This window comes from Ramlibacter sp. Leaf400, assembly GCF_001424545.1.
In the GTDB taxonomy this organism is placed as follows: Bacteria; Pseudomonadota; Gammaproteobacteria; order Burkholderiales; family Burkholderiaceae_C; genus Ramlibacter.
Window position 1 is genome coordinate 206210 of the sequence record NZ_LMQL01000008.1, and the last position, 23171, is coordinate 229380.

General features: G+C 70.5%; 23 protein-coding genes. 11 read left to right on the forward strand and 12 right to left on the reverse strand.

Going from position 1 to position 23171, the window contains the following annotated elements:
- Positions 1-24: 24 nt before the first annotated feature.
- The 4 genes from ASG30_RS07215 to otnI are packed head-to-tail and all read left to right on the forward strand — an operon-like array spanning position 25 to position 4084.
- Positions 25-897, forward strand: a complete 873-nt coding sequence (locus ASG30_RS07215) for a chromate resistance protein ChrB domain-containing protein (protein ID WP_055894417.1) — start codon at positions 25-27, stop codon at positions 895-897.
- Positions 894-2225, forward strand: coding sequence for a chromate efflux transporter (chrA, locus tag ASG30_RS07220; protein WP_055894418.1), 1332 nt, complete (start codon positions 894-896; stop codon positions 2223-2225). Before ASG30_RS07215 ends, chrA begins: the two co-directional genes overlap by 4 nt.
- A gap of 16 nt (positions 2226-2241) precedes the next feature.
- Positions 2242-3252 carry a D-erythronate dehydrogenase gene (gene denD / locus ASG30_RS07225; RefSeq protein WP_055894420.1) on the forward strand — a complete coding sequence of 337 codons (1011 nt, stop codon included), beginning with the start codon at positions 2242-2244 and terminating at the stop codon, positions 3250-3252.
- A gap of 1 nt (position 3253) precedes the next feature.
- Entirely contained in the window at positions 3254-4084 is an 831-nt protein-coding gene (gene otnI / locus ASG30_RS07230) for a 2-oxo-tetronate isomerase (protein WP_055894426.1), read from the forward strand.
- On the opposite strand, the gene ASG30_RS07235 is transcribed toward otnI, so the two are convergent.
- From ASG30_RS07235 to ASG30_RS07245, 3 genes are all read right to left on the reverse strand, one after another.
- A complete protein-coding gene (locus ASG30_RS07235; protein WP_055894428.1) occupies positions 4074-4532 on the reverse strand; it encodes a DUF421 domain-containing protein in 459 nt (152 codons plus the stop codon). The two genes, otnI and ASG30_RS07235, sit on opposite strands and share 11 nt — an antisense overlap.
- Before the next feature lie 84 nt (positions 4533-4616).
- Positions 4617-4811: a DUF3606 domain-containing protein gene (locus ASG30_RS07240; RefSeq protein ID WP_055894429.1), complete on the reverse strand. Its 195-nt coding sequence runs from the start codon at positions 4809-4811 to the stop codon at positions 4617-4619.
- A gap of 161 nt (positions 4812-4972) precedes the next feature.
- Positions 4973-5722: a DUF72 domain-containing protein gene (locus ASG30_RS07245; protein ID WP_055894432.1), complete on the reverse strand. Its 750-nt coding sequence runs from the start codon at positions 5720-5722 to the stop codon at positions 4973-4975.
- Between the two features lie 86 nt (positions 5723-5808).
- Between ASG30_RS07245 and ASG30_RS07250 the strand changes: the two genes are divergently transcribed.
- Both ASG30_RS07250 and ASG30_RS07255 read left to right on the forward strand, forming a co-directional pair.
- The gene (locus ASG30_RS07250; protein WP_055894435.1) at positions 5809-7281 is read left to right on the forward strand and encodes a M20 family metallopeptidase; all 1473 of its coding nucleotides are present in this window, start codon (positions 5809-5811) and stop codon (positions 7279-7281) included.
- A gap of 71 nt (positions 7282-7352) precedes the next feature.
- Positions 7353-8198: an alpha/beta hydrolase gene (locus ASG30_RS07255; protein ID WP_055894819.1), complete on the forward strand. Its 846-nt coding sequence runs from the start codon at positions 7353-7355 to the stop codon at positions 8196-8198.
- On the opposite strand, the gene ASG30_RS07260 is transcribed toward ASG30_RS07255, so the two are convergent.
- Genes ASG30_RS07260 through ASG30_RS07270 form a run of 3 tightly spaced genes read right to left on the reverse strand, consistent with a single transcriptional unit; the run spans position 8195 to position 11198 of the window.
- Positions 8195-9370: an MFS transporter gene (locus ASG30_RS07260; RefSeq protein ID WP_055894437.1), complete on the reverse strand. Its 1176-nt coding sequence runs from the start codon at positions 9368-9370 to the stop codon at positions 8195-8197. The genes ASG30_RS07255 and ASG30_RS07260 overlap by 4 nt on opposite strands.
- A complete protein-coding gene (locus ASG30_RS07265) occupies positions 9367-10095 on the reverse strand; it encodes a 16S rRNA (uracil(1498)-N(3))-methyltransferase (protein WP_055894439.1) in 729 nt (242 codons plus the stop codon). Before ASG30_RS07265 ends, ASG30_RS07260 begins: the two co-directional genes overlap by 4 nt.
- A 5-nt stretch (positions 10096-10100) precedes the next feature.
- On the reverse strand, positions 10101-11198 hold the full coding sequence (locus tag ASG30_RS07270) for an aminoglycoside phosphotransferase family protein (protein ID WP_055894440.1): 1098 nt from the start codon (positions 11196-11198) through the stop codon (positions 10101-10103).
- A 71-nt stretch (positions 11199-11269) separates the two neighbouring features.
- On the opposite strand from ASG30_RS07270, the gene ASG30_RS07275 reads away from it, so the two are divergent.
- The 3 genes from ASG30_RS07275 to rsmA are packed head-to-tail and all read left to right on the forward strand — an operon-like array spanning position 11270 to position 15763.
- Entirely contained in the window at positions 11270-13636 is a 2367-nt protein-coding gene (locus ASG30_RS07275; RefSeq protein WP_200947267.1) for an LPS-assembly protein LptD, read from the forward strand.
- 12 nt (positions 13637-13648) lie between these two features.
- Positions 13649-15001 (forward strand): peptidylprolyl isomerase, encoded by a 1353-nt coding sequence (locus ASG30_RS07280; RefSeq protein WP_055894441.1) that lies wholly within the window; start codon positions 13649-13651, stop codon positions 14999-15001.
- Positions 15002-15763 carry a 16S rRNA (adenine(1518)-N(6)/adenine(1519)-N(6))-dimethyltransferase RsmA gene (gene rsmA, locus ASG30_RS07285; protein WP_055894444.1) on the forward strand — a complete coding sequence of 254 codons (762 nt, stop codon included), beginning with the start codon at positions 15002-15004 and terminating at the stop codon, positions 15761-15763.
- Between the two features lie 272 nt (positions 15764-16035).
- Here rsmA and ASG30_RS07290 read toward each other — a convergent pair whose 3' ends face one another.
- From ASG30_RS07290 to ASG30_RS07300, 3 genes are all read right to left on the reverse strand, one after another.
- A complete protein-coding gene (locus tag ASG30_RS07290) occupies positions 16036-16464 on the reverse strand; it encodes a barstar family protein (RefSeq protein WP_055894446.1) in 429 nt (142 codons plus the stop codon).
- A 52-nt stretch (positions 16465-16516) separates the two neighbouring features.
- Positions 16517-16921 carry a ribonuclease domain-containing protein gene (locus ASG30_RS07295; RefSeq protein WP_055894821.1) on the reverse strand — a complete coding sequence of 135 codons (405 nt, stop codon included), beginning with the start codon at positions 16919-16921 and terminating at the stop codon, positions 16517-16519.
- A 185-nt stretch (positions 16922-17106) separates the two neighbouring features.
- On the reverse strand, positions 17107-19440 hold the full coding sequence (locus ASG30_RS07300) for an NADP-dependent malic enzyme (RefSeq protein ID WP_156385455.1): 2334 nt from the start codon (positions 19438-19440) through the stop codon (positions 17107-17109).
- Positions 19441-19628: 188 nt separating this feature from the next.
- Here ASG30_RS07300 and ASG30_RS07305 point away from each other — a divergent pair, with 188 nt between their 5' ends.
- Entirely contained in the window at positions 19629-19994 is a 366-nt protein-coding gene (locus ASG30_RS07305; RefSeq protein WP_055894453.1) for a TA system antitoxin ParD family protein, read from the forward strand.
- Between the two features lie 10 nt (positions 19995-20004).
- Entirely contained in the window at positions 20005-20598 is a 594-nt protein-coding gene (locus tag ASG30_RS07310) for a zeta toxin family protein (protein ID WP_055894456.1), read from the forward strand.
- A gap of 19 nt (positions 20599-20617) precedes the next feature.
- Here the strand turns inward: ASG30_RS07310 and ASG30_RS07315 are convergent, their stop codons facing one another.
- From ASG30_RS07315 to ASG30_RS07325, 3 genes are read right to left on the reverse strand one after another with little or no spacing between them, the layout of a single operon-like run.
- Positions 20618-22003: an aminopeptidase P N-terminal domain-containing protein gene (locus tag ASG30_RS07315; protein ID WP_055894457.1), complete on the reverse strand. Its 1386-nt coding sequence runs from the start codon at positions 22001-22003 to the stop codon at positions 20618-20620.
- Positions 22000-22680, reverse strand: a complete 681-nt coding sequence (gene murU, locus ASG30_RS07320) for an N-acetylmuramate alpha-1-phosphate uridylyltransferase MurU (RefSeq protein ID WP_055894823.1) — start codon at positions 22678-22680, stop codon at positions 22000-22002. The genes ASG30_RS07315 and murU overlap by 4 nt, the downstream gene beginning before the upstream one ends.
- 14 nt (positions 22681-22694) lie before the next feature.
- Positions 22695-23057, reverse strand: a complete 363-nt coding sequence (locus tag ASG30_RS07325) for an S-adenosylmethionine decarboxylase family protein (protein WP_055894459.1) — start codon at positions 23055-23057, stop codon at positions 22695-22697.
- Between the last annotated feature and the right edge of the window lie 114 nt (positions 23058-23171).

Genomic DNA, 23171 nt, shown 5'->3' on the forward strand with positions numbered 1-23171 from the left:
TGGCAACTCGCATTGGAGTAAGCCATGGACACCGCAACCCTATTACCTTGCCTCGAGCCTTCCCGACTGGCCGCCCGCATCGGCCGCGCCGACTCACCGTTGCTGCTGGACGTGCGGCGCACGCCCGTCTTCGAGGCCAGTGACCGGCTGCTCGCCGGTGCCCGCCACTGCCCACCCGAAAGCGTGGCCGCGCTAGCCACGAGCGAGCCGCCCAGGCCCGTCGTCGTGTACTGCGCCTACGGCCACGAGGTCAGCCGTGGAGCCGCGGCCACGCTGCTGGCGGCAGGCTGGGATGCACGCTGGCTGGCCGGTGGCATCGAGGGCGGCGAGCCGGGCGTGGACGACGCCGGTGACGTCGAACGCTGGCGCTCGTCAGCGCCGGTTCGCATCCGCAAGCGCCCTGAGTTCGGCGCTGAAGGCCGAAGGGCCTCGCGCTGGATCACCCGCGCGCGGCCGAAGATCGACCGCGTCGCCTGCCCCTGGTTGATCCGCCGGTTCGTCGATCCTCGCGCGGAGTTCTTCTACGCCCCGGCGGGCGAGGTGCTGGAGCAGGCGCAGCGGATCGGCGCCGTCGCCTACGACCTCGAAGGCGCCCCCGTCAGCCACGAAGGTGATCGCTGCAGCTTCGACGCCCTGCTGCGACTGTTCGAGCTGCGATCGCCGGCCCTGGAGCAGCTCGCCTCCATCGTGCGCGGCGCCGACACCGCCCGGCTGGGCATCGTCCCCCAGGCTGCAGGACTGCTGGCCGTCTCGCTCGGGCTGTCGCGACTGCATGCGGACGACCACGCGATGCTGGCGGCCGCCCTGCCGGTGTACGACGCCCTGTTCGAATGGTGCATGGCCGGCCAGGGCGAGACGCACACCTGGGCCGTTCACCAGCCGATCATTGCCGCATGAGCCCGGTGCCATTCCGCGAGGCGCTGCGTTTCTGGCTCAAGCTCGGCTTCATCAGCTTCGGTGGGCCTGCGGGGCAGATCGCGATCATGCACCGCGAGCTGGTGGAGCAGCGCCGCTGGATCTCGGAGCGGCGTTTCCTGCATGCGCTGAACTACTGCATGCTGCTGCCCGGACCCGAGGCGCAGCAGCTGGCCACCTACATCGGCTGGCTGATGCACCGCACCTGGGGCGGGGTGGTGGCCGGCGCGCTGTTCGTTCTGCCCTCGCTGCTGCTGCTGATCGTCCTGAGCTGGGTCTACGTGGCGTTCGGCGACGTGCAATGGGTGGCCGGCGTGTTCTACGGCATCAAGCCCGCCGTTGCCGCGATCGTGCTGCAGGCGGTGTGGCGCATCGGCGGCCGCACGCTGCGTCGCCCGTCGCAGGCGCCGTTGCTGTGGGCCGTGGCCATCGCGAGCTTCGTCGCGATCGCGTTTCTCCACGTGCCTTTCCCCTGGGTCGTGCTTGCCGCCGCGGCGGTCGGAGCGTTGGGCGGGAATCGGTGGCCGGATCAGTTCAGAGGTGGCGGCGCGCATGTTGAGAGCTCGGCCTCGCACGGCCCCGCCCTGATCGACGACCACACGCCCACGCCGGAGCACGCGCGCTTCGGCCGCGCCCGGCTGGCGCTCGTGGTGGCCGTTGGCGCCGTGCTCTGGATTGTCCCGATGGCGCTGCTGCTCGCCTGGCAGGGTGGGGACGGAACGCTCGCGCAGATGGGCTGGTTCTTCACCAAGGCCGCGCTGCTCACCTTCGGTGGCGCGTACGCCGTGCTGCCCTACGTGTACCAGGGTGCGGTGGAGCATTTCCAGTGGCTTACCGGCCCGCAGATGATCGACGGCCTGGCGCTGGGCGAGACCACGCCGGGGCCGCTGATCATGGTGGTGGCCTTCGTCGGTTTCGTGGGCGGCTGGACGCGCCAGGTGCTTGGGCCGGACGCGCTGTTCCTCGGCGGTGCGCTGGCGGCTTGCGTGGTGACCTGGTTCACCTTCCTGCCCTCGTTCCTGTTCATCCTGGCGGGCGGACCGCTGGTCGAGGCCACGCACGGCCAGCTGCGGTTCACCGCGCCGCTCACCGGCGTGACGGCGGCCGTGGTGGGCGTCATCGCCAGCCTGGCGCTCTTCTTCCTGCGGCACATCGCGCTGCCCGTGCCCGGAGGGCCCATCGACGGGGTGGCGCTGGCGATCGCCGCCGCCGCGGCCATCGCCCTGCTGCGCTTCAAGGCAGGCGTGATCCCGGTGATCCTGGCCTGCGCGGCGGCCGGGCTGCTGTTGCGCTTGGGCGGCCTGGCCTGACGGCTATGCTTGCCGCATGAACATCCTGATCACCGGCGGAAGCGGTTTCCTCGGTGCGCGGCTGGCGCGCACCCTCCTGAAGACGGGCAAGCTGTCGCGGGCCGGCGCGCCGGCGGCCCCGATCACCTCGCTCACGCTCACCGACCGGGCGCCGCCGCCGGACGATCTCGCGGCCGACCCGCGCGTGCGGCACCTGGGCGGCGACCTGCTGGAGCTGGTGTCCGCGCGCAAGCTGCCGACCGCGGACACCGACGTCATCTTCCACCTGGCCGCCGCCGTGAGCGGCGAATGCGAGGCCGACTTCGACCTGGGCATGCGCAGCAACTTCGCCGCGACGCACCAGCTGCTGGAGGCCTGCCGCGCGCTCGGCTCGCGGCCGGTGTTCGTGTTCGCCAGTTCGCTCGCCGTGTTCGGCAAGCAGCCGGGCCGGCCCATGCCCGAGCCGATCACCGATGAGACGCTGCCCACGCCGCAGAGCAGCTACGGCATCCAGAAATTCATCGGCGAGCAGCTGGTGGCCGACTACGCGCGCAAGGGCTTCGTCACCGGGCGCAGCGTGCGGCTGATGACCGTCAGCGTGCGCCCCGGCCGGCCCAACGGCGCCGCCTCGGGCTTCCTCTCCGGGATGATCCGAGAGCCGCTGTCGGGCGTCCGTGCGCAGGTGCCGGTGGCGGCCGGGACGTCCGTCGCCCTCGCCTCGCCGGCGCGCACCATCGAAGGCATCGTGCGCGCCGCCGAATGCGACGACGCGCGCTGGGGCCCGCTCACCGCGCTCAACCTGCCCTCGCTGCGCACTTCGGTGGGCGAGATGGCCGCGGCGCTGGAGAAAGTGGCGGGCGGCGATGCCGCCGCGCTGCTGGACTGGACGCCCGATCCCGCGATCGAGCGCCTGGTGAGCACCTGGCCGGGCGACGTGCGCTGGGAGCGCGCCCGCGGCCTGGGCCTGGCCGCCGACACCAGCTTCGAGCAGGTGGTACGCGACTACGCGCGCGAGAACGAAGGCGCGGTCAAGCTGCCGGTGCGCTGACATGCCGCGATTCGCCGCCAACCTCTCCATGCTCTATCCGGAGCTGCCCTTCCTCGACCGCTTCGAGGCGGCGGCACGGGACGGCTTCGAGGGCGTGGAGTTCCTGTTTCCCTACGAGCATCCGGCACAGGAGCTGGTCGCTCGCCTGCGGGGCAATGGCCTGCAGCAGGTGCTGTTCAACGCGCCGCCGGGCGACTTTGCCGCCGGTGAACGTGGCCTGGCCTGCCTGCCGCAGCGGCAGGACGAGTTCCGGGCGGGCCTGGCGAAGGCGCTGGAGTACGCCCAGGCCTTGCAGTGCCCACGCCTGCACGTGATGGCGGGGCTGGTGCCCCCGGGCCGTTCGAACGACGACTTGCGGGCCACCTACGTCGACAACCTGCGATGGGCCGCCCGGCAGTGCGAAGGCACGGGCGTGCAACTGCTGCTGGAGCCGATCAACCCTCGCGACATCCCCGGCTTCTTCCTCAACCGCCAGGACGAGGCGCACGCGCTGGTGGCCGAGATCGGCGCGCCGCATGTCAAGGTGCAGATGGACCTGTACCACTGCCAGATCGTCGAAGGCGACCTGGCCATGAAGATCCGGCAGTACCTGCCCACCGGGCGCGTCGGCCACTTCCAGATCGCGGGCGTGCCGCAGCGCCACGAGCCCGACACGGGCGAGCTGGACTATCCGTTCCTGTTCCGCACCATCGACGAAGTGGCGGCCGCCTCGGGCTGGGACGGCTGGATCGGCTGCGAATACCGGCCGGCGCGCGGCGCCGTGCCGGGCGGCACCAGCGAAGGGCTGGGCTGGCTGCGGCGCTGGCGCGCAGGCTCGGCTTCTAGCGCTTGATCACGCTGATGCTGCCGTCGGCTTCCAGGAAGGCGAAGCGCATCTCGGTGAGCATGCAGTCGTTCTCGCGCAGCACCTTGTGCAGGTCCGCGACGCTCACGCGCTGGCCGCGCATCACGTCCTCGTAGAGCACGCCGTCGCGGCCGAGCAGCACCTCACGACCCTCGACCAGTTCCTCTGCGCGGCGCGAGCGGGAGGTGACCCAGGCCAGACCGAAGTTCAGGCCGATCAGGGTGGCCGCGACGATCAGGCCGCCTGTGATCGATTCGTCGCCACCCGACAGTCCGTTCGAGACGGCTTCGCTCAACAGCAGCATCACCACCAGGTCGAACGGAGTGAACTGGCCGACCGTGCGCTTGCCGGAAAGGCGCACCAGCACCAGCAATGAAAGGTAGATCACCGCGCCGCGCGCGACGAACTCCCACCAGGGCAGGTCCATGTGGAACATGGCCTGCAGTTCAGCGCGGCTGAGCCGTGCCGGCTGTCAGTTTCTGCCGCCGGCGCGCGTACGAAACGCACGCATCGGTGCCGCTCACACCGTCAGGATGTACTCCTGGCCGTCGAGCAGCTGCTCGACCTGGGCCGCCTTGGGCCCGACCTGCTCCACGGCCTCCCGCAGCTGCGTCTCGTTGCAGGCGAACCGTTTGGTCCACCAGGCGACTTCGCGCGGATTGTCCATGTCGATCAGCCCCCGGTTGGCGGGCACGGTGTCGAATACGAAGGCCATGGCCTGTTGCTCCCGATTGCGGTGAATTCTTGAACGGGCTCCATTGAGCATCGGCGCCACCGCCGGGCCTGACCGCTGGGGGAGCAACCAGATGTCATCCGGCTCCTACTCTTGCGCTAGGACGCTTGCGCATGCCCGCCGACCGCCGGCAAAAGCGACGGCTAGCTGATCCGTTCGAGGAAGGCCATGGCCGCGCCCGGCGCGCGTTCCTTGGCGCCATTGATGAAGAACACGTAGGCGTCGCGGCCGCCTTCGGCCCACGCTCGGGCGCCGGTCGCCCACTGGTCCAGGGCCGGCGCCGGATAGCCGGTCTCCAGTTCCGGCTGGCTCTGCATCAGCCGCAGGTAGGCGAACTCCGCCTGCTCGTCGGCGATCTGCGGGTACTTGGGCGAATCGGTGTGCACCGTCACGCAGCCGTAGCGCCGTGCGAGGGCCAGGTACTCGTCGCTGTGGAAGCTGGGGTGCCGCACCTCCAGCACGTGCCGCAGCGGCAGGCTGCCCAGCCGGGCGGGCAGCAGCGACAGGAAGGCTTCCAGGTCCTGCGGATCGAAGGCCTTGGTCGGCATGAACTGCCACAGGATGGGCCCGAGCTTGTCGCCCAGTTCGTCCAGGCCCGAGCCGAGGAAGCGGTCGATCGCCTCGCGCGCCGTGCCCAGCTCGCGCCGGTTGGTGGTGGAGCGGTGGGCCTTGATCGCGAACACGAAGCCGTCGGGCGTCTCGTCGCGCCACTTGGCGAAGGTGGGCGGCTTGAAGGTGCTGTAGAACGTTCCGTTGACTTCGGTGGCGGTCAGGCGCCGGCTGGCCCAGTGCAGCTCCTGGCTGTGGGGAAGTCCGGGCGGGTAGAAGGTGTCCCGCCAGGGGTCGAAGTTCCAGCCGCCCACGCCGGCGTGGATTGCGCCCTTGCTGCTCATCCGCTGCTCCTGTCTCCCGGGTTTCGAATTGCCGCACTTTAGCGGCCGTCGTACAGTGGCGGGCTGCTTCCTGGAGAACTTCCCGAATGAATGCCCCCCTGCACCGCGAGATGCCCGGCGCCCTGCTGGACGCCACCCAGGCCCTGGCCCACGCCAGCGACCAGTGGGACCGCGACATCGTGCGCCAGCTCACCGAGTACATCGCCATTCCCGCCAAGTCGCCCAGCTTCGATGCCGACTGGGCCGCGCACGGCCACATCGAGACCGTCCTGCGCAATGCCGCCGCCTGGGTCGAGGCGCAGAAGGTCGAAGGCCTGAAGCTGGAGATCGTCCGCCTGCCGGGCCGCACGCCGGTGCTGTTCTTCGAGGTCGAGGCCACCCGGCCCGGCGCCGCGCAGACGGTGCTGATGTACGGCCACCTGGACAAGCAGCCGGAGTTCAGCGGCTGGCGCAACGACCTGGGCCCGTGGACGCCCAAGTACGAGGACGGCAAGCTCTACGGCCGCGGTGGCGCCGACGACGGCTACGCGGTCTACGCCAGCATCGCCGCGGTGCAGGCGCTCAAGGCCCAGAAGGTGCCGCACCCGCGCATCGTCGGCCTGGTCGAGACCTGCGAGGAGAGCGGCTCCTACGACCTGCTGCCCTACGTCGACGCGCTGCGCACGCGCCTGGGCGACGTGGGCCTGGTGATCTGCCTGGATTCGGGCGCCGGCAACTACGACCAGCTGTGGCTCACCACCTCGCTGCGCGGCATGGCCTCGGGCATGCTGAAGGTCCAGATCCTCACCGAGGGCGTGCATTCGGGTGACGCCTCGGGCCTGGTGCCGTCGAGCTTCCGCATCATGCGGCAGGTGCTCGACCGGCTGGAGGACAGCAAGAACGGGCGCCTCCTGCCTGCCAGTTTCCACTGCGAGGTGCCCCCGGTGCGCCTGGAGCAGGCGCGCGCCACCGCGGCCATCCTGGGCGAAGAGGTCTACAAGCGCTTCCCCTGGGCGCACGCCGATTGCGGCGGCTCGGTGCAGACCGCACTGCCCACCACCACCGACCCGGTGCAGGCGCTGATCAACCGCACCTGGACGCCCACGCTGTCCGTGACCGGCGCGGAAGGCTTCCCCGCGCTTCAGGATGCTGGCAACGTGCTGCGGCCCTACACCGCCTTCAAGCTGTCGCTGCGCCTGCCGCCGCTGGTGGATGCGGCCGCCGCGGTGCAGGAGCTCAAGACGCTGCTGGAGGACAACGCGCCCTACCAGGCGGTCGTCACCTTCGATGCGGGCAGCGCGGCCACCGGCTGGAACGCGCCCGACACCGCGTCCTGGTTCGAGCAGGCCCTGAACTCGGCCTCGCAGGCGCACTTCGGCGCGCCCTGCGGCTACATCGGCCAGGGCGGCACCATCCCGCTGATGAGCATGCTCAGCCAGGGCTTCCCGGCCGCGCAGATGATGGTCTGCGGCGTGCTCGGCCCGCGCAGCAACGCGCACGGCCCCAACGAGTTCCTGCACGTGCCATACGCCAAGAAGCTGACGGCGGCGGTAGCCGAAGTGATCGCTCGCATGCCTTGAGCGCGACCGTGTCGCGCTAGGGTGACTGCGGATGCGGCGCGGCACAGCCGCGTCCGATGATCGCCCTCGGCATGAGCTCGGCTCCCTCGATCCTGACCACGTTCACGGCCAGCGACGGCGACAACCTCGCCGTGCAGCACTGGCCGTTGCCGGACGACGTCCGGCCGCGCGGCGTGGTGCTGCTGGTGCACGGACTGGGCGAGCACGCGGGCCGCTACGACCGCGTGGCGCGCCGCCTGGCCGAGTGGGGATTCGAAGTCCGGGGCTACGACCAGTTCGGGCATGGGGAATCCGGCGGGGCGCGCGGCGCCCTCTCCAGCGACACGCGCCTGCTCGACGACCTGGGTGAGATGGTGGAAGCCGCGCGCACCCGCACGCCCGACGGCCTGCCCCTCATCCTGCTCGGTCACAGCATGGGCGGGCTGGTGGCCGCGCAGTACGCGGCCGCGCATCCGGGGACGATCGACGCGCTGGTGCTTTCCTCGCCCGCCCTGGGCACGCGCGTTCGCGGCTGGCGGCGCTTCTTGCTGCGGACGCTTCCGAGGTTCGCGCCCAACCTGCGCGTGGGCAACGGCCTGCAAACGCGCTGGCTCTCGCACGACCCGGAAGTGGAGCGCGCCTACCTCGCCGATCCCCTGGTGCACGACCGCATCAGCGCGCGGCTGGCCCGCTACATCACCGAGGGCGGGTCCGAGGTGGTGGCGCAGGCGTCGCGGTGGAAGGTGCCCACGCTGCTGATGTACGCCGGCGCCGACCGGCTGGTCGACCCCGCCGGCAGCCGCGCCTTCGCCGCCGCGGCGCCGGCCGACCGGGTCACCACCCGGTGCTTCGACGGCCTCTACCACGAGATCTTCAACGAGCAGGAGGCGCAGCCGGTGTTCGACTGCCTCCAGCACTGGCTGGACGAGCGCTGCTAGGCCGCCGCCGCCGCGGTCCGGCGCCGGTGCAGCGCCAGCCAGCCCAGTGCCAGCGCGGTGATCGCCACCGGCACCACCGACCCCCAGTTGAGCAATGCCCAGCCCTGGGTCGTCACCAGCACGCCCGAGGCCAGCGAGGTCAGGGCCAGCGTGAACATGACGAAGAAGTTGAGCGCGGCCTGCGCCTTGTCCTTCTCCTCGGGCCGGTAGGTCGAGAGCGACAGCGTGGTGCTGCCGGTGAAAAGGAAGTTCCAGCCCACGCCGAGCACGAACAGGGCGACCAGGAACTGGTGCAGGTCCAGGCCCGACAGCGCCACCGCGATGCAGACCAGGTTGAGCAGCACGCCCACGCCCATGATGGGCAGCGCGCCGAAGCGCTTGATCAGGCTGCCGGTGAAGAAGCCCGGTGCGAACATGCCGATCACGTGCCATTCGAGCACCAGCGCCGCGTCGGAGAACGGCAGCCCGCATTGCTGCATGGCGATCGGCGTGGCCGCCATCAGCAGGTTCATCACGCCGAAGCTCAGGGCCCCCGCGGCCGCCGCCACGATGAAGGTGGGCTGGCGCATCAGCTCGGCCAGGGGACGGCTGGCGGGCTGCCCGGCGCGCGCGGGTGGCGCCGGAAAGCGCAGGAACGACATCAGCACCATGGACAGCAGCGCGACGACCGCCAGCGCGAGGTAGGCCCCCGCGAACGGCACGGCGAAGAGGTCGCGCGTGCGTGCGGCCAGGTTGGGCCCGACCACCGCGCCCAGCAGGCCGCCGGCCATCACCATCGACACCGCCTTCTCGCGCGCGGGCGCGTCCACCAGTTCGGCGGCGGCGAAGCGGTACAGGCCGGCGTTGGCGTTGTAGTAGCCGGCCACCACGGTGGCCAGGCAGAGCAGCCAGAAATTGCGGCTCACGGCCGCATAGGCGCACAGCAGGGCCGACAGGGCCGCCACCAGCAGGCCGGCCTGGAACGAGCGCTGGCGGCCCCAGCGCTGCTGCGTGCGTGCGACCAGCCCCGTCGACAGTGCGCCGCCGACCACGTACCCCATCACCGGCAGCGTCGCCATCCAGCCCAGCGGCGCGAGCGCCAGCCCCACCAGCCCGTTGATGGCGATGAAGGTGACGTTGTTGGTGAGGTAGAGGCCCTGGCAGGCGGCCAGGAGCCACAAGGATCGGTTCATGGGGAAGCGGCCGGTGCCGCGGTGAGCGTCAGCGCCGCCAGCGCGGCCAGCGGTGCGGTTTCGGCCCGCAGCACGCGCGGGCCCAGCGTCACGGGCTCGAAGCCCGCGTCGAGCGCGCGCTCCAGCTCGCGAGGCGACAGGCCGCCCTCGGGGCCGGAGAGCAGCAGCAGCGGACCGTTGCCGCGCGCAGCTTGCAAAGGCCGCGCATCGGGGGCCAGGGACAGCACTCGGCGTTGCAGCCCGGCCGGCGGCGCCCATCCCGCCAGGTCGGCGATCGGATGCACGAGCGGCACGCGGTTGCCGCCGCATTGCTCGCAGGCCGCGGCGGCGATCGCCTGCCAGTGCGCCTGCTTCTTGAGCGCGCGCTCGCCCTGCAGGCGCAGCACGCTGCGCTCGGTGACGAGCGGCTGCACGCTGGCGGCGCCGAGTTCGGCGGCCTTCTCCACCAGCCAGTCCATGCGTTCGTTGGCCGGCACGCCCAGGGCCAGGTGGACCTGCGCCTGCGGCTCGCGCTCCACGGCCCGATGCGGGCCGATGCGCACCAGCACCTCGCTGCGGCCCATGCGTTCCACGGTCGCCGACCACTCGCCGGCCCGCCCGTCGAACAGCGTGACGCCCTCGCCTGGCTGCAGGCGCAGGACCTGCACGTGGCGTGCGGCCGTGGCGGGGAGTTCGAGGACCGCGCCTTCCTGCAGCGGCACCGGGCAGTGCAGGCGCGGACCCATGCGGTTCAGAGGCGCCCGAAGGCGTAGCCGGAGGCCGCCTGCGTGCCTTCGATCCCGTCGACCAGCCGCAGCAGCGGCGCCAGCTCGCGGTAGCGCCCGGCGGTGGCGCGGATGTAGGCGATGAAGCGCGGCGTGTCCGCCAGGTACTTGGGCTTGCCGTCGCGCAGCGTCAGCCGCGCGAAGATGCCGGCCACCTTCAGGTGACGCTGCAGGCCCATCCACTCGACCGCCCGGTAGAACTCGCCGAAGTCCTGGTTCACCGGCAGGCCGGCCTTGAGGGCCTTCTCCCAGTAGCGCACGGTGACGTCGAGCACGAACTCCTCGTCCCAGCTGAGGAAGGCGTCGCGCATCAGGCTGGCGATGTCGTAGGTGATGGGACCGTGCACCGCGTCCTGGAAATCGAGCACGCCCAGGCGGGGCTCCGCGGGGTCGGCCGGCATCATCAGGTTGCGGGGCATGAAGTCGCGATGCACGTGGACGGACGCCGACGACAGGTTGTGGCGCACGATCAGGCGGAAGGCCTGGTCCAGCGTCTCGCGCACCTTGCCTTCCACCGCCACGCCGCGATGGCGCGCCAGGTACCAGTCCGGGAACAGCGACAGCTCGCGCATCAGCAGCGCTTCGTCATACGGCGGCAGTTCGCCGGGCCGCGAGGCCAGCTGCCAGGCGATCAGCGCGTCGACCGCCCGCAGGTACAGCGGCAGGTTGGCCTGGGGCTGGGCCGCATCGACCACGTCGATCATGGTCTGGCGCCCCAGATCTTCCAGCAGCATGAAGCCGGGCGCCTCGTCCCACTCGAGCACGCGCGGCACCAGCAGGCCGGCGTCCTGCATGAGCCGGGCCACGTGGACGAAGGGCTTGCAGTCCTCCTTGTCGGGCGGCGCATCCATCACGATGCGGCTGCCCTGGGCGCCGTCCACGCGCAGGTAGCGGCGGAAGCTCGCGTCCGCGGACGCGGGACGCACGGTGGCGGGATCAAGACCGTGCCGGGGTGCGATGCCCTGCAGCCATTGGCCGAAGGCTTGTTCGCGTCGGGGGTCTTCCCAGTGCACGGCGCAGGCCGTGCCGGCGCTCGGCGCCGGGGGGGAGAAGGGATCGCTCATGGATAATCCATTCTACAAACGCCCCTGTGTCCGCCCTTCAAGGCGCCGCGTGGCAGAAGACCCGGACAGCCTTGAACCCGACCAGGACCTCGCGCGTACGTTTCCCGCTCACGCCGCTCGCGTTGGCCGCCCTCGGGGCGGTCCATGGCGGCAGCTGGGCGCAATCGCCGCAGTCTTCGGCGCCGGTTGACCTCAAGTCCACGCCCCTGCTGCGCGAGAGCGTCCCGGGTGACGTGCGCCGGCAGCAGCCCAGCTTCATCTTCGGCGATCGCATCACCGGCCGCCCCGACCTGGACACGGCGATCGAGGGCCGTGCCGAACTGAGGCGCGGCGACACGGTCATCCGGGCGGACCGGCTGGACTACTGGCAGCCCGACGATCTGGCCAAGGCGCGCGGCAATGTGCGGATCAACCGCGCGGGCAACGTGTTCGAGGGCCCCTACCTCGAGCTGGAAGTCGAAGCCTTCGAAGGGTTCTTCACCCAGCCCAACTACCGGTTCCTGCGCAACGACGCCTACGGTCAGGCTTCACGGGTCGACTTCATCGACGAGAGCCGCCTGGTCGTGCACGAGGCCACCTACACCACCTGCCAGCGCGAGGACTACCCGGGCTGGATGCCGGCCTGGATCCTGCGCGCGGGCGGCCTGCGGCTGGACCAGGAGGAAGAGGTCGGCGTCGCCAGCGGCGCGGTGCTCAGCTTCTACAACGTGCCGATCCTGCCGTTGCCGCAGCTGAGCTTCCCGCTGTCGGACAAGCGCAAGTCGGGCCTGCTGCCGCCCATGGTCGGCCTGGACAGCACCAACGGGTTCGAGGTCCGGCAGCCGTACTACTGGGACATCGCGCCCAACCGCGACGCGACGTTCTACCCGACGCTGATGTCCAAGCGCGGCGTGGACCTGGGAGCGGAGTTCCGGTACCTGGAGAACCTGTACCGCGGTGAGATCCAGGCCAACTACATGCCGACCGACCGGCTGCGCGACCGCGACCGCTGGGGGTACCACCTGCGGCACGACGGCACGCTGGCGAGCGGGCCGGACTTCGGGACCACCGGCCTGTACCTGAACCTCAACCGGGTCAGCGACGACAACTACTGGCGCGACTTTTCGCGCACCAGTGCCTCGCTCACCCAGCGCCTGTTGGCCAGCGACGCCATCCTGGGGTGGAGCATCGGCAACTGGTACGCGTCGGCCCGCACCCTGAAGTGGCAGACGCTGCAGGACGTGACGTCGCCCATCACGCCGCCTTACGACCAGCTGCCGCAGCTGCTGGCGCGTCACACGCGGCAGGATCTTCCGCTGGGGCTGGAGAGCACGGTCGACCTGAACACGACACGGTTCCAGTCCGTGCGAGAGCTGACCCGCCAGCCGAATGCGCAGCGCAGCTACGTGCTCGGCGTGCTGCAGCGGCCGTGGCAGGCGCCGGGCTGGTTCGTGATCCCGCGGGCGCAACTGCACAGCACGAACTACAACTTCGACGCACCGCTGGTCGACGGCAGCCGCAACGCTTCGCGCACGCTGCCGATCTACAGCGTGGACAGCGGCCTGGTCTTCGAGCGCCCGACCCGCTTCTTCGGCCGCGATTTCGTCCAGACGCTGGAGCCGCGCGCGTTCTACGTCTACACGCCCTTTCGCGACCAGTCGCTGCTGCCCAACTACGACTCGGGCTTCAACGACTTCAACTTCGCCACGATCTTCACGGAGAACTCGTTCGGCGGGCAGGACCGCATCGCCGACAACAATCTGCTGACCGTGGGCGCGACCACGCGGCTGATCGACCCCGACACCGGCGCCGAGGCCGCGAAGTTCGCCATCGCCCAGCGCCTGCGCTTCAAGGACCAGCTGGTCACGCTGCCGGGCGGCCAGCCGGTGAGCGAGCGCCTGTCGGACCTGCTGTTCGGCACGACGCTCAGCTGGGACCCGCGCTGGGCCTTCGACGGCACCGTGCAGTACAACCCCAAGACGCGCCGCTCGGAGCGCGTCACCGTGGGCGGCCGCTACCACCCCAGCCCCTACCGCGTGGTCAGCGCCGCCTACCGCCTGCAGCGCGATTTCTCGGAGCAGATCGACGTGGGCTGGCAGTGGCCGCTGAACGACCTGTGGGGCGACCGCGGGCAGGAACTCGGCGCGGGACGGGGCCAGGGCGGGGGCCGCTGGTACTCGGTGGGGCGCCTGAACTTCAGCCTGCGCGACCGCCGCGTCGTCGACACGGTGCTGGGCGTGGAGTACGACGCCTGCTGCTGGATCGGCCGCGTGGTGGTCGAGCGCCTGCAGAGCAACATCAACAGTTCGAGCAAGCGCATCATGTTCCAGCTGGAGTTCGTCGGCTTCAGCCGCCTGGGCTCGAACGCGCTGGGCACTCTGCGCCAGAATATCCCGCGCTACCAGCTGCTGCGCGACCCCAACCTGCCGCCGCCCAGCCGCTTCACCAACTACGACTGAGATCCGCGTCCCATGAATGTCCGCGCCCTCCTCCTCGCCCTGGCTGCCGCCGCGGCGGCCACGCCGCCGGCGCAGGCCCAGCTGCGCGCCTCGCCCTCCATCGGCGGCGGCCGTCCGGCGCCTTCGGGCGCACAGCGCTCGGCCGACTTCATCGTGGCGGTCGTCAATTCCGAGCCGATCACCAACACCGAGGTGCGCACGCGCCTCGTGCGCTTCGAGCGGCAGCTCACCCAGCAGGGCGCGGCCCTGCCGCCGCGGCCCGAACTCACCCGCCTGGTGCTGGAGCGCCTGATCAGCGAGAAGGCGCAGCTGCAGTTCGCGCGGGAGGTCGGCATCCGCGTGAGCGATGCGATGGTGGACCAGGCCGAGCAGAACTTCGCCCGCCAGAACGACATGGACGTCGCGCAGCTGCGCCGGCGCCTGCCCGCCGAAGGCATCGACGTGACCGCGTTCCGCGAGGACCTGCGCAACCAGCTGCTGCTGGGGCGCCTGCGCGAGCGCGAAGTCGACCAGCGCGTCAAGGTCACCGACCAGGACGTCGAGCAGTACCTGCGCGAGCAGGCGGCCTCCACCGAGGGGCCGGTGGAGTTCAACCTGGGCCACATCCTGGTGGCCGTGCCGGAGAACGCGGGCGAGCAGCAGGTGCGCGAAGCGCGGGCCAAGGCCGAGCGGGTGCTGGAACGAGCGCGCGCCGGCGAAGACTTCGCCCTGCTCGCGCGCGAGTCCTCCGACGCGCCCGGTGCCGCGCAGAGCGGCGGCCTCATGGGGCTGCGCGCCGCCGACCGCTACCCGCCGCTGTTCGTCGAGGCGGTGCAGGCGCTGCCGCAGGGCGGCGTGAGCAACGTGTTGCGTTCCGGCGCGGGCTTCCACGTGCTCAAGGTGGTGGACAAGCGCCGCGGCGGCCTCCCGGGCGCGACGGTCACCCAGCAGCATGCCCGCCACATCCTGCTGCGGCCCGGCCCTCAGCTGACGGAGGCGGCGGCGCGCGAGCGGCTGGCCGACTACCGGCGGCGCGTGCAGGCCGGCCAGGCCGACTTCGCTCAGCTGGCGCGCGAGTTCTCGCAGGACGCCAGCGCGCAGCGCGGCGGCGACCTGGGCTGGGCGTCGCCCGGCATGTTCGTGCCCGAGTTCGAGGACGCGCTCAACGCCCTCTCGCCGGGCCAGATCGCCGATCCGCTGGTCTCGCGCTTCGGCGTCCATTTGGTGCAGCTGCTGGAGCGCCGCACCGCCGCCCTGTCCCCGCGCGAGCAGCGCGAGGCCGCCCGCAACGTAGTTCGCGAGAAGAAGCTCGACGAGGCCTATGCCCAGTGGGCCCAGGACATCCGCGGCCGCGCCTTCGTCGACCTGCGCGAACCGCCGCAGTAGTTGGACCACCGCCCCCGCAAACGTTTCGGCCAGCACTTCCTGGCCGACCTCTCGGTCATCGATGCGATCGTGCGCGAGATCGCGCCGCGGCCGGGCCAGGCCATGGTGGAGATCGGCCCGGGCCTGGCCGCGCTGACTCAGCCGCTGGTGGAGCGGCTGGGCCGGCTGGCCGTCATCGAACTCGATCGCGACCTGGCCGCGCGGCTGCGCCAGCACCCGCAGCTGGAGGTGGTCGAGTCCGACGTGCTGCAGGTGGACTTCGCCGGCCTGGCCGGGCGCCTCGCCGTGCGGCGACTGCGCGTGGTGGGCAACCTGCCCTACAACATCTCCACGCCCATCCTGTTCCACCTGCTGCAGTTCGTGGACGTCATCGAGGACCAGCACTTCATGCTGCAGAAGGAAGTGGTCGACCGGATGGTCGCCTCCCCCTCGACGGCGGACTACGGGCGGCTGTCGGTGATGCTGCAGTGGCGCTACGAGATGGAGGACGTGCTGGCGGTGCCGCCCGAAGCCTTCGATCCGCCGCCCAAGGTCGACAGCGCGGTGGTGCGCATGGTGCCGCGCAAGGCGCCCGCGCCGGTCGATCCCGAGCTGCTGTCCGAGCTGGTGCAGGTCGCCTTCAGCCAGCGGCGCAAGCTGCTGCGGCACACGCTGGGGCGGTGGCTCGAGCAGAGGGGTGCCGCTGGGGATTTCGACGTCCAGCGGCGGGCCGAGGAGGTGCCGGTGGACGAGTACCTGGCGCTCGCGGCGCGCCTCCGGTAAGCGCCGACACCCCCAAAGAAAAATCCCCGCCGGGGCGGGGATTCGAAAGCACTGGGGTCCCGCCTCCGCGGGAGTGGCGGCTGTTTATGCCGCCGCCAGCCAGTAGCCTGCGTTGAAGGGGCTGCTCATGCGCAGCGCCAGGGGCGAGACGTCGACCAGCTTGTCGGTCGGCATCTTCTCGCCGGTTTCGGTGATGGCGGGCGCCGCGAGTGCGGCTTCGGTGCCCTGGGCCTCGGTCGCCCGTTCTGCTTGGCCAGCTTGTGCAGAACGGGCTACAGAAAAGAATAGAAGCATCTGAATGGGATCTTCCGGTCGGCCCAGTAGTCGGCCGTGTCGCGGAAGATGTCCAGGAGCTGCTCTCGCGCTTCCTTGTCGAACTTGGCCGTGGCCGGGATCTGCTCCAGCACCACGATGAAGCCCGGCTGCGGACCCGACTTGTGCAGCGGGTCGGTCATGCAGTCGTACAGGGCGTCGAAGTTCTTGCCGAAGTGGGCCGGCAGCATGAACTGCTGGGCGATCAGGTCGAGAACGTCCTGCTTGCTCTGGGCGTTGGCCAGGTTGGCGTACAGGAAGTGCTGGCCCACGGCGCGGGCGGTGTCCTGCAGGTCCTGCACGCGGAAGGCGCGGATGGACTGCACGATGTTGCTGCGCACGCCCTTGAGCGGCGTCTCGGCGATGTCAGGGCGAAGGGATCGATCCATCTCCGCGTCTCTTTCCATGGATGTCAAAAACAGGTCCCGCTTCATTTCAGGTTCACTCCACGATCTTGCGAAAACTGGCGTAGTGGTCAGCGGTGTAGTAGCAGTCGTCCGGCTGCCGGGGCGGGCCGCCGCACACGATGCGCCGGGCCCCCCGGTCGCGCGATCCCGGCGTCTTCACGGTGTATTCGCGCCAGTAGCCGCGTTTTGCGGCCGGGAGCGAACGCTCGCGGTTGAAGAACACCGAGCCGTCCTTGTCGTACGGGAACGGTCCGCCCTGGCGGATCAGTTCGTAGGTTTCCCGGCCTTGCCGCGGCATTTCGGTCCACCGGATGGTGGAAACCGCGCCGTCGGCGGGGCGTTCCGTCGGGCCCTTGGCTGCCGCCGGCACGGGGCCGGCCAGAGAGGCCGCGACCAAGACGCTGGTGAGCGCTGACTTGAGGGCGGCGACACGCGCCATGAACAACTTCGGACCTTCTGGGGTGACCTTGCGGACGCCGTCCGGGTCGTCTCGAAAGCTTGGCAGCCCTCGGGTTAACCCGGAAATTCAAGCGCGCTAGTGTGAACCATCCGGTCACAAAAGGCAAGCGGCTGCCCAAATTTTGGGCAGCCGCCAAGGCCTTTCCGGACCGGGTTGACGAGCTGCTAAGTTAGTGCCAGCTGTCGCGCCTGGTGTTGTCGCGTGGCGTTTGCGTCAGCGACGGTCAGCGCCGTCATGTTGACGATCCGGCGCACGGTCGTGCTGGCCGTCAGGATATGCACCGGTTTGGCGGCACCCAGCAGCACCGGGCCGATGGCGATGTTGCCGCCGGCCGCCGTCTTCAGCAGGTTGTAGGAGATGTTGGCTGCGTCCATGTTCGGACAGACGAGCAGGTTGGCGTCGCCCGACAGCGAGCTGTGCGGCATCAGCTGGGCCCGCGACGCGCCGTCCAGCGCCACGTCGCCGTGCATCTCGCCGTCGACTTCCAGCCAGGGCGCGGCCGTCTGCAGCAGCTGGAGCGTGTCGCGCATCTTGACGGCGCTGGGCTGGTTGCTGGAGCCGAAGTTGGAATGCGACAGCAGCGCGGCCTTGGGCTTGAGGCCGAATCTCATCATTTCCTCGGCCGCCATCACGGTGATCTCCGCCAGTTGCGCGGCCGTGGGGTCGTAGTTCACGTGGGTGTCGACCAGGAAAACCTGGCGGTTGGGCAGGACCAGCCCGTTCATGCAGGCATAGGTGCACACGCCCTCGCGCTTGCCGATCACCTGGTCGATGTACTGCAGGTGCATGGGGGTGGTGCCCCAGGTGCCGCAGATCATCCCGTCGACCTGCTCCTTGTGCAGCAGCATGGCGCCGATCAGGGTCAGCCGCCGGCGCATCTCGATCTTGGCCATCTGCATGGTCACGCCCTTGCGCTCGGTCATGCGGTGGTAGGTCTGCCAGAAGTCGCGGTAGCGGTCGTCCTGCTCGACGTTGACGATATCGTAGTCGCGCCCTTCCTGCAGGCGCAGCCCGAACTTCTCGATGCGCTGGGCGATCACCGCCGGCCGGCCGATGATGGTGGGGCGCGCCACGCCCTCGTCCACGACGATCTGCGCGGCCCGCAGCACGCGCTCTTCCTCGCCTTCGCAGTACGCCACCCGCTTGCGGGCGGCGCCCTTGGCCGCCGTGAAGATCGGCTTCATCGTCGTGCCCGATGCGTAGACAAAGCTTTGCAAGCGTTCCCGGTAGGCGTCCATGTCCTTGACCGGCCGCGCCGCCACGCCGCTGTCCACCGCGGCCTGGGCCACGGCCGGCGCGATCTTCATCATCAGCCGCGGATCGAACGGCTTGGGGATCAGGTACTCCGGTCCGAAAGCCAGCTTCTGCCCGGCGTAGGCGGCGGCAACCACCTCGCTCTGCTCGGCCTGGGCCAGTTCGGCGATGGCGTGGACCGCCGCGATCTCCATCTCCACCGTGATGGTGGTGGCGCCCGAGTCGAGCGCGCCGCGGAAGATGTAGGGGAAGCACAGGACGTTGTTGACCTGGTTCGGGTAGTCGGTGCGGCCGGTGGCCAGGATGGCGTCGGGCCGCACCGCCAGGGCGTCCTCCGGCATGATTTCCGGATTGGGGTTGGCCAGTGCCAGGATCAGCGGATTCTTGGCCATGGTCTTGACCATCGCCGGCTTGAGCACGCCGCTGGCCGAAAGCCCCAGGAAGATGTCGGCGCCCTCGACCACCTCGGCCAGGGTGCGGGCCGAGGTCTTCTGCGCGAACTGCACCTTGTCCTCGTCCATCAGTTCCTTGCGGCCTTCGTAGACCACGCCGGCCAGGTCGGTGGCGAAGATGTTCTCGCGCGGCAGCCCTAGCTTGACCAGCAGGTTCAGGCAGGCGAGTGCCGCGGCGCCGGCGCCCGACGTCACCAGCCTGACCTTGGACAGCTCCTTGCCCACCACCTTCAGACCGTTGAGGATGGCCGCGCCGACCACGATGGCGGTGCCGTGCTGGTCGTCGTGGAAGACCGGGATCTTCATGCGCTCGCGCAGCTTGCGCTCCACGTAGAAGCAGTCCGGCGCCTTGATGTCCTCGAGGTTGATGCCGCCGAACGTGGGCTCCAGCGCCGCGATCACGTCGACCAGCTTGTCGAGGTTGTCCTTTTCGTTGATCTCGATGTCGAAGACGTCGATGCCGGCGAACTTCTTGAACAGGACACCCTTGCCTTCCATCACCGGCTTGGAGGCGAGCGGGCCGATGTCGCCCAGGCCCAGCACGGCGGTGCCGTTGGTGATCACCGCCACCAGGTTGCCGCGCGCGGTGTAGCGGAATGCCGCCGCCGGGTCCTTGACGATCTCCTCGCAGGGGGCCGCCACGCCCGGCGAATAGGCCAGGGCCAGGTCGTGCTGGTTGATCAGCTGCTTGGTGGCGTGGATCGCCACCTTCCCCGGCGTGGGGTACTCGTGGTACTCGAGTGCGGCCTGGCGGAGTTCGGCGCGTTTCTCGGCCGAATTCGTGGATTCCATGGGGGGCATCGGCAGTTGTCTCCTCTGACGGCACGCGAAAAAGCGGGCCGTTCCGTTGGGGTGGGCGATTGTAGAACCCCGGTCATGCCCGCCTGCGCTCCTGCGCCGCGGGCGCAGGCCGGGCACTGCGAAAATGGCGCGTTATGGCGTAACATGCGCCATTCCGACGCTTTCCCCGGGAGCCGACCATGTCCTCCGAAACACCTGCCTATGTTTCCGTCAAGCTGCCGGCCGGCCTCGTCAACCAGGCGCGCGAGGCGGCCCAGACCATGCGCCGTTCGGTGGCCAGCCAGGTCGAGTACTGGGCCACGCTGGGCATGGCGCTGGAGCACGCCGGGCTGTCCACCAGCGACAGCCGGGCCCTGATCGCCCGCCAGGAGCGGGCCGCCTACGGCGCACCCCGGGAGGCCATGGCGGTCTCGCCGGAGCTGGACGACCTGCAGGCCCACGTGCTGGCCCTGTCCAAGTCGGGAGCGCTGTCGGCGCGCGCGCAGGACGCCGTCGCCGGCAACAAGACGCGGGCCGGCCGCGGGAAAGGACGCAAGTCCGCATGAGGCCAGGCCGATGCCGGTCCTGCACCTGATCGCGGGGCCGCACGGGGTCGGGAAGACGGCGCTGTACCACTACCTGGTGGCGCCGCGCTATCCCGGCCTGCCGTTCATCGACGCCCAGGCGCACTCGGCGTCCCAGCTGCAGCACCTGGACGACCCGCAGGCGCGGGCCGCGGCCGCGCGCGAGTGGGCCGATGCCCAGTGGCAGGCGCTGCTGCGCCAGCAGGCCTCCTTCGCCACCGAGACCGCGTTCTCCCACCCGTCGCGGGTGGCGCTGATCGCACAGGCGCGCACGCTGGGTTTCGAGGTGGTGCTCTATGCGATGGCACTGGACGAGCCGCGCAAGCTGCTGCAGCGGGTCAACCAGCGGGTGCGCGAGGGCGGCCATGGGGTGCCTTCGCACAAGCTGCTGTCCCGCTATGCGCGCAGCCTGGACAACCTGCGCCACGCGGTCTTCATGGCCGACGTGGCCCTGCTGATCGACGGTTGCGATGCCCACGAAGGCGGCCCGCGGCTGGTCGCCACCCTCATGGGCAGCCAGATGCAGCTGCACACCGTGCAGCGGCCGCGATGGGTGGAGCGGGTGCTGGGCTTCGCCGAGGGCTAGCGGCGGGCCAGGCGTGCGGTCAGCCGCGCATCAGCGCTTCGATCTCGTCGGCCTTCACCGGCACGCCACGGGTGATCAGCTCGCAGCCGCGCTCGGTGACGATGGCGTCGTCCTCGATGCGGATGCCGATGTGGTGGAACTTCTCCGGCACGCCCTCGGCCGGCCGCACGTAGAGGCCCGGCTCGATGGTGAGCACCATGCCCGGCCGCAGCACGCGGCTGGGACGGTTCTTGATCACCTCGCCCGACAGCGGGTCCTTGCGCTCGCTGACCTCGCCCACCTCGGCCGGCTCCACGTAGCTGCCGCAGTCGTGCACGTCCATCCCCAGCCAGTGGCCGGTGCGGTGCATGTAGAACTGGAAGTAGGCGCGCTGCTCGATCACGTCGTCCACGCCGCCGACCTTGTCGCGGTCCAGCAGGCCGACGTCCAGCATGCCCTGGGCGAGCACCTTCACCGTCGCGTCGTGCGGATCGTTGAAGCGCGCGCCGGCGCGGGTGGCGGCCACCGCCGCGTCCTGCGAGGCCAGCACCAGGTCGTAGAGCTCGCGCTGCGGGCCGCTGAACTTTCCGTCGGCGGGAAACGTTCGCGTGATGTCGCTGGCGTAGCCATCGAGCTCGCAGCCGGCGTCGATCAGCACCAGTTCGCCCGCGCGCACCGGCGTGTCGGCCGCGCGGTAGTGCAGCACGCAGGCATTGGCGCCGGCCGCCACGATGGAGCTGTAGGCCGGGTACTGCGAACCGCCCAGGCGGAATTCGTGCAGCAGCTCGGCGTCCAGGTGGTACTCGCGCACGTCGCGGCCCTCGCGCAGCATCCGGGCCGACAGCTTCATGGCGCGGACGTGCGCGTGCGCGCTGATCTGCGCGGCGCGGCGCATCGTGTCCTGCTCGTGGGCGTCCTTGACCAGCCGCATCTCGTCGAGCACGGCGCACAGGTCGCGCTGCTCCTGCGGGCAGAGCGCCCCGTAGCGCACGCGGGCGCGCACCTGGTTGAGCCAGCCGCCCACCTTCGCCTCCAGCCCGGCGTGGATGGCGAACGGGAACCAGACCGCGTCGCGGTTTTCCAGCAGGCGGGGCAGCATGGCGTCGACCTCGTCGATCGAGTGTGCCGACTGCACGCCCAGCGCCTGCGGCGCCGCGGCGGGGCCCAGGCGGTAGCCGTCCCAGATCTCGCGTTCGAGGTCCTTGGGCGCGCAGAACAGCGTGCTCTTGCCATCCCCCGTGATGACCAGGAAGGCGTTGGGTTCGCCGAAGCCGGTCAGGTAGTGGAAGTAGCTGTCGTGGCGATAGAGGAAGTCGCTGTCGCGGTTGCGCTGTCGCTCCGGCGCGGTGGGCACCAGGGCGATGCCGTGGGGGCCAAGGGCGGAGGCCACGCGGGCGCGGCGTTCGGCGTAGAGGGATGGGCTCATGTTGCGTTCAGTTGGGCCAGGCGCTGCGGCGTGCCGACGTCGGTCCAGGGTCCGGCATGGATCTCGGCGGTGACCAGGCCATTGTCCATCGCGCGGCGCAGCATGGGCGCGAGCGGGACTTTCAGGCCCTGCGGGTTGCCGGCGGGCAGTTCGGCGAAGAAGGCCTTGCGGTACAGGCCGATGGTGGAAAACGTGTAGCGCGTCTCGCCCTGGTTGCGGGCCTGGCCGTCCGCCCCCAGCGCGAAGTCGCCGCGCGGGTTGTGGTCCGGATTGGGCACCAGGTACAGGTGGGCCAGCTGCGGTCCGCGGGCGAAGCGCTCGAGCGCCTGGGCGCTGAAGTCGAAGCCGGGCACGAACACGTCGCCGGCAACCCCCCAGAAGACGTCGTCCAGCAGCGGAAGCGCGCGGGCGATCCCGCCGGCCGTCTCCAGCGCGCCGCCGAAATCGCGGCCCTCATGCGAATAGGCGATCTGCAGGCCGGCGAACGCGCCGCCCAGGCGCTGCTCGATCTGCTCGCCCAGCCAGGCGGTGTTGATGACGGCCCGCGTGCACCCGGCCTTCGCCAGCGCCTGCAGGTGCCACGCGATCAGCGGCTGGCCGCGCACCTCCAGCAGCGGCTTGGGGCAGCTGTCCGTCAGCGGCCGCATGCGTTCGCCACGGCCGGCGGCCAGCACCATGGCGCGCGCCGGGGTCACTCGCCGTCCCCGCGGTCCAGGGAACGCTGTTCCGTCCACTCCGGCTGGAAGCGCTGCACCAGCGCGAACATCAGGCCGCGCGCCTTGGCCGAGAAATCGTCCTGCGCATGGGCCAGGCACACGTCCACCGTCACGCCGCGCTCCTGCGGCCAGGTGTGCAGGCATACGTGGGAGCCGGCCAGCAGCAGGGCCGCCATGGCGCCGCCGGAGGCGTCGACGTGGGCCATCTCGCGCTCGACGACCAGGCCCACCGCCTCGGCGGCCTGCCGGGCGAACTGGCCCAGCTGCTGCGCGTCGGTCAGCCAGCGCCCTTCGCAGCGGCACTGGTACAGGTCGGCGGTGAGGTGCAGGCCTCGCATCGTGCGACTGTAGACGATGGCTCCGCTCGCCCCGGCCCCGGACGGGGGATGGAGCCCAACCGCTAAAATTGCGGGTTTCCCCCAAGCCGCCCGTCCCGCCCGGGCCCGCCCGCC

Excerpts from the sequence above, each read along its gene's own strand:
- ASG30_RS07215 (WP_055894417.1), top strand. The coding sequence starts at position 25 with ATGGACACCGCAACCCTATTACCTTGCCTCGAGCCTTCCCGACTGGCC.
- chrA (WP_055894418.1), top strand. The coding sequence starts at position 894 with ATGAGCCCGGTGCCATTCCGCGAGGCGCTGCGTTTCTGGCTCAAGCTC.
- denD (WP_055894420.1), top strand. The coding sequence starts at position 2,242 with ATGAACATCCTGATCACCGGCGGAAGCGGTTTCCTCGGTGCGCGGCTG.
- otnI (WP_055894426.1), top strand. The coding sequence starts at position 3,254 with ATGCCGCGATTCGCCGCCAACCTCTCCATGCTCTATCCGGAGCTGCCC.
- ASG30_RS07235 (WP_055894428.1), bottom strand. The coding sequence starts at position 4,532 with ATGTTCCACATGGACCTGCCCTGGTGGGAGTTCGTCGCGCGCGGCGCG.
- ASG30_RS07240 (WP_055894429.1), bottom strand. The coding sequence starts at position 4,811 with ATGGCCTTCGTATTCGACACCGTGCCCGCCAACCGGGGGCTGATCGAC.
- ASG30_RS07245 (WP_055894432.1), bottom strand. The coding sequence starts at position 5,722 with ATGAGCAGCAAGGGCGCAATCCACGCCGGCGTGGGCGGCTGGAACTTC.
- ASG30_RS07250 (WP_055894435.1), top strand. The coding sequence starts at position 5,809 with ATGAATGCCCCCCTGCACCGCGAGATGCCCGGCGCCCTGCTGGACGCC.
- ASG30_RS07255 (WP_055894819.1), top strand. The coding sequence starts at position 7,353 with ATGAGCTCGGCTCCCTCGATCCTGACCACGTTCACGGCCAGCGACGGC.
- ASG30_RS07260 (WP_055894437.1), bottom strand. The coding sequence starts at position 9,370 with ATGAACCGATCCTTGTGGCTCCTGGCCGCCTGCCAGGGCCTCTACCTC.
- ASG30_RS07265 (WP_055894439.1), bottom strand. The coding sequence starts at position 10,095 with ATGGGTCCGCGCCTGCACTGCCCGGTGCCGCTGCAGGAAGGCGCGGTC.
- ASG30_RS07270 (WP_055894440.1), bottom strand. The coding sequence starts at position 11,198 with ATGAGCGATCCCTTCTCCCCCCCGGCGCCGAGCGCCGGCACGGCCTGC.
- ASG30_RS07280 (WP_055894441.1), top strand. The coding sequence starts at position 13,649 with ATGAATGTCCGCGCCCTCCTCCTCGCCCTGGCTGCCGCCGCGGCGGCC.
- ASG30_RS07290 (WP_055894446.1), bottom strand. The coding sequence starts at position 16,464 with ATGGATCGATCCCTTCGCCCTGACATCGCCGAGACGCCGCTCAAGGGC.
- ASG30_RS07295 (WP_055894821.1), bottom strand. The coding sequence starts at position 16,921 with ATGGCGCGTGTCGCCGCCCTCAAGTCAGCGCTCACCAGCGTCTTGGTC.
- ASG30_RS07300 (WP_156385455.1), bottom strand. The coding sequence starts at position 19,440 with ATGGAATCCACGAATTCGGCCGAGAAACGCGCCGAACTCCGCCAGGCC.
- ASG30_RS07305 (WP_055894453.1), top strand. The coding sequence starts at position 19,629 with ATGTCCTCCGAAACACCTGCCTATGTTTCCGTCAAGCTGCCGGCCGGC.
- ASG30_RS07310 (WP_055894456.1), top strand. The coding sequence starts at position 20,005 with ATGCCGGTCCTGCACCTGATCGCGGGGCCGCACGGGGTCGGGAAGACG.
- ASG30_RS07315 (WP_055894457.1), bottom strand. The coding sequence starts at position 22,003 with ATGAGCCCATCCCTCTACGCCGAACGCCGCGCCCGCGTGGCCTCCGCC.
- murU (WP_055894823.1), bottom strand. The coding sequence starts at position 22,680 with ATGGTGCTGGCCGCCGGCCGTGGCGAACGCATGCGGCCGCTGACGGAC.
- ASG30_RS07325 (WP_055894459.1), bottom strand. The coding sequence starts at position 23,057 with ATGCGAGGCCTGCACCTCACCGCCGACCTGTACCAGTGCCGCTGCGAA.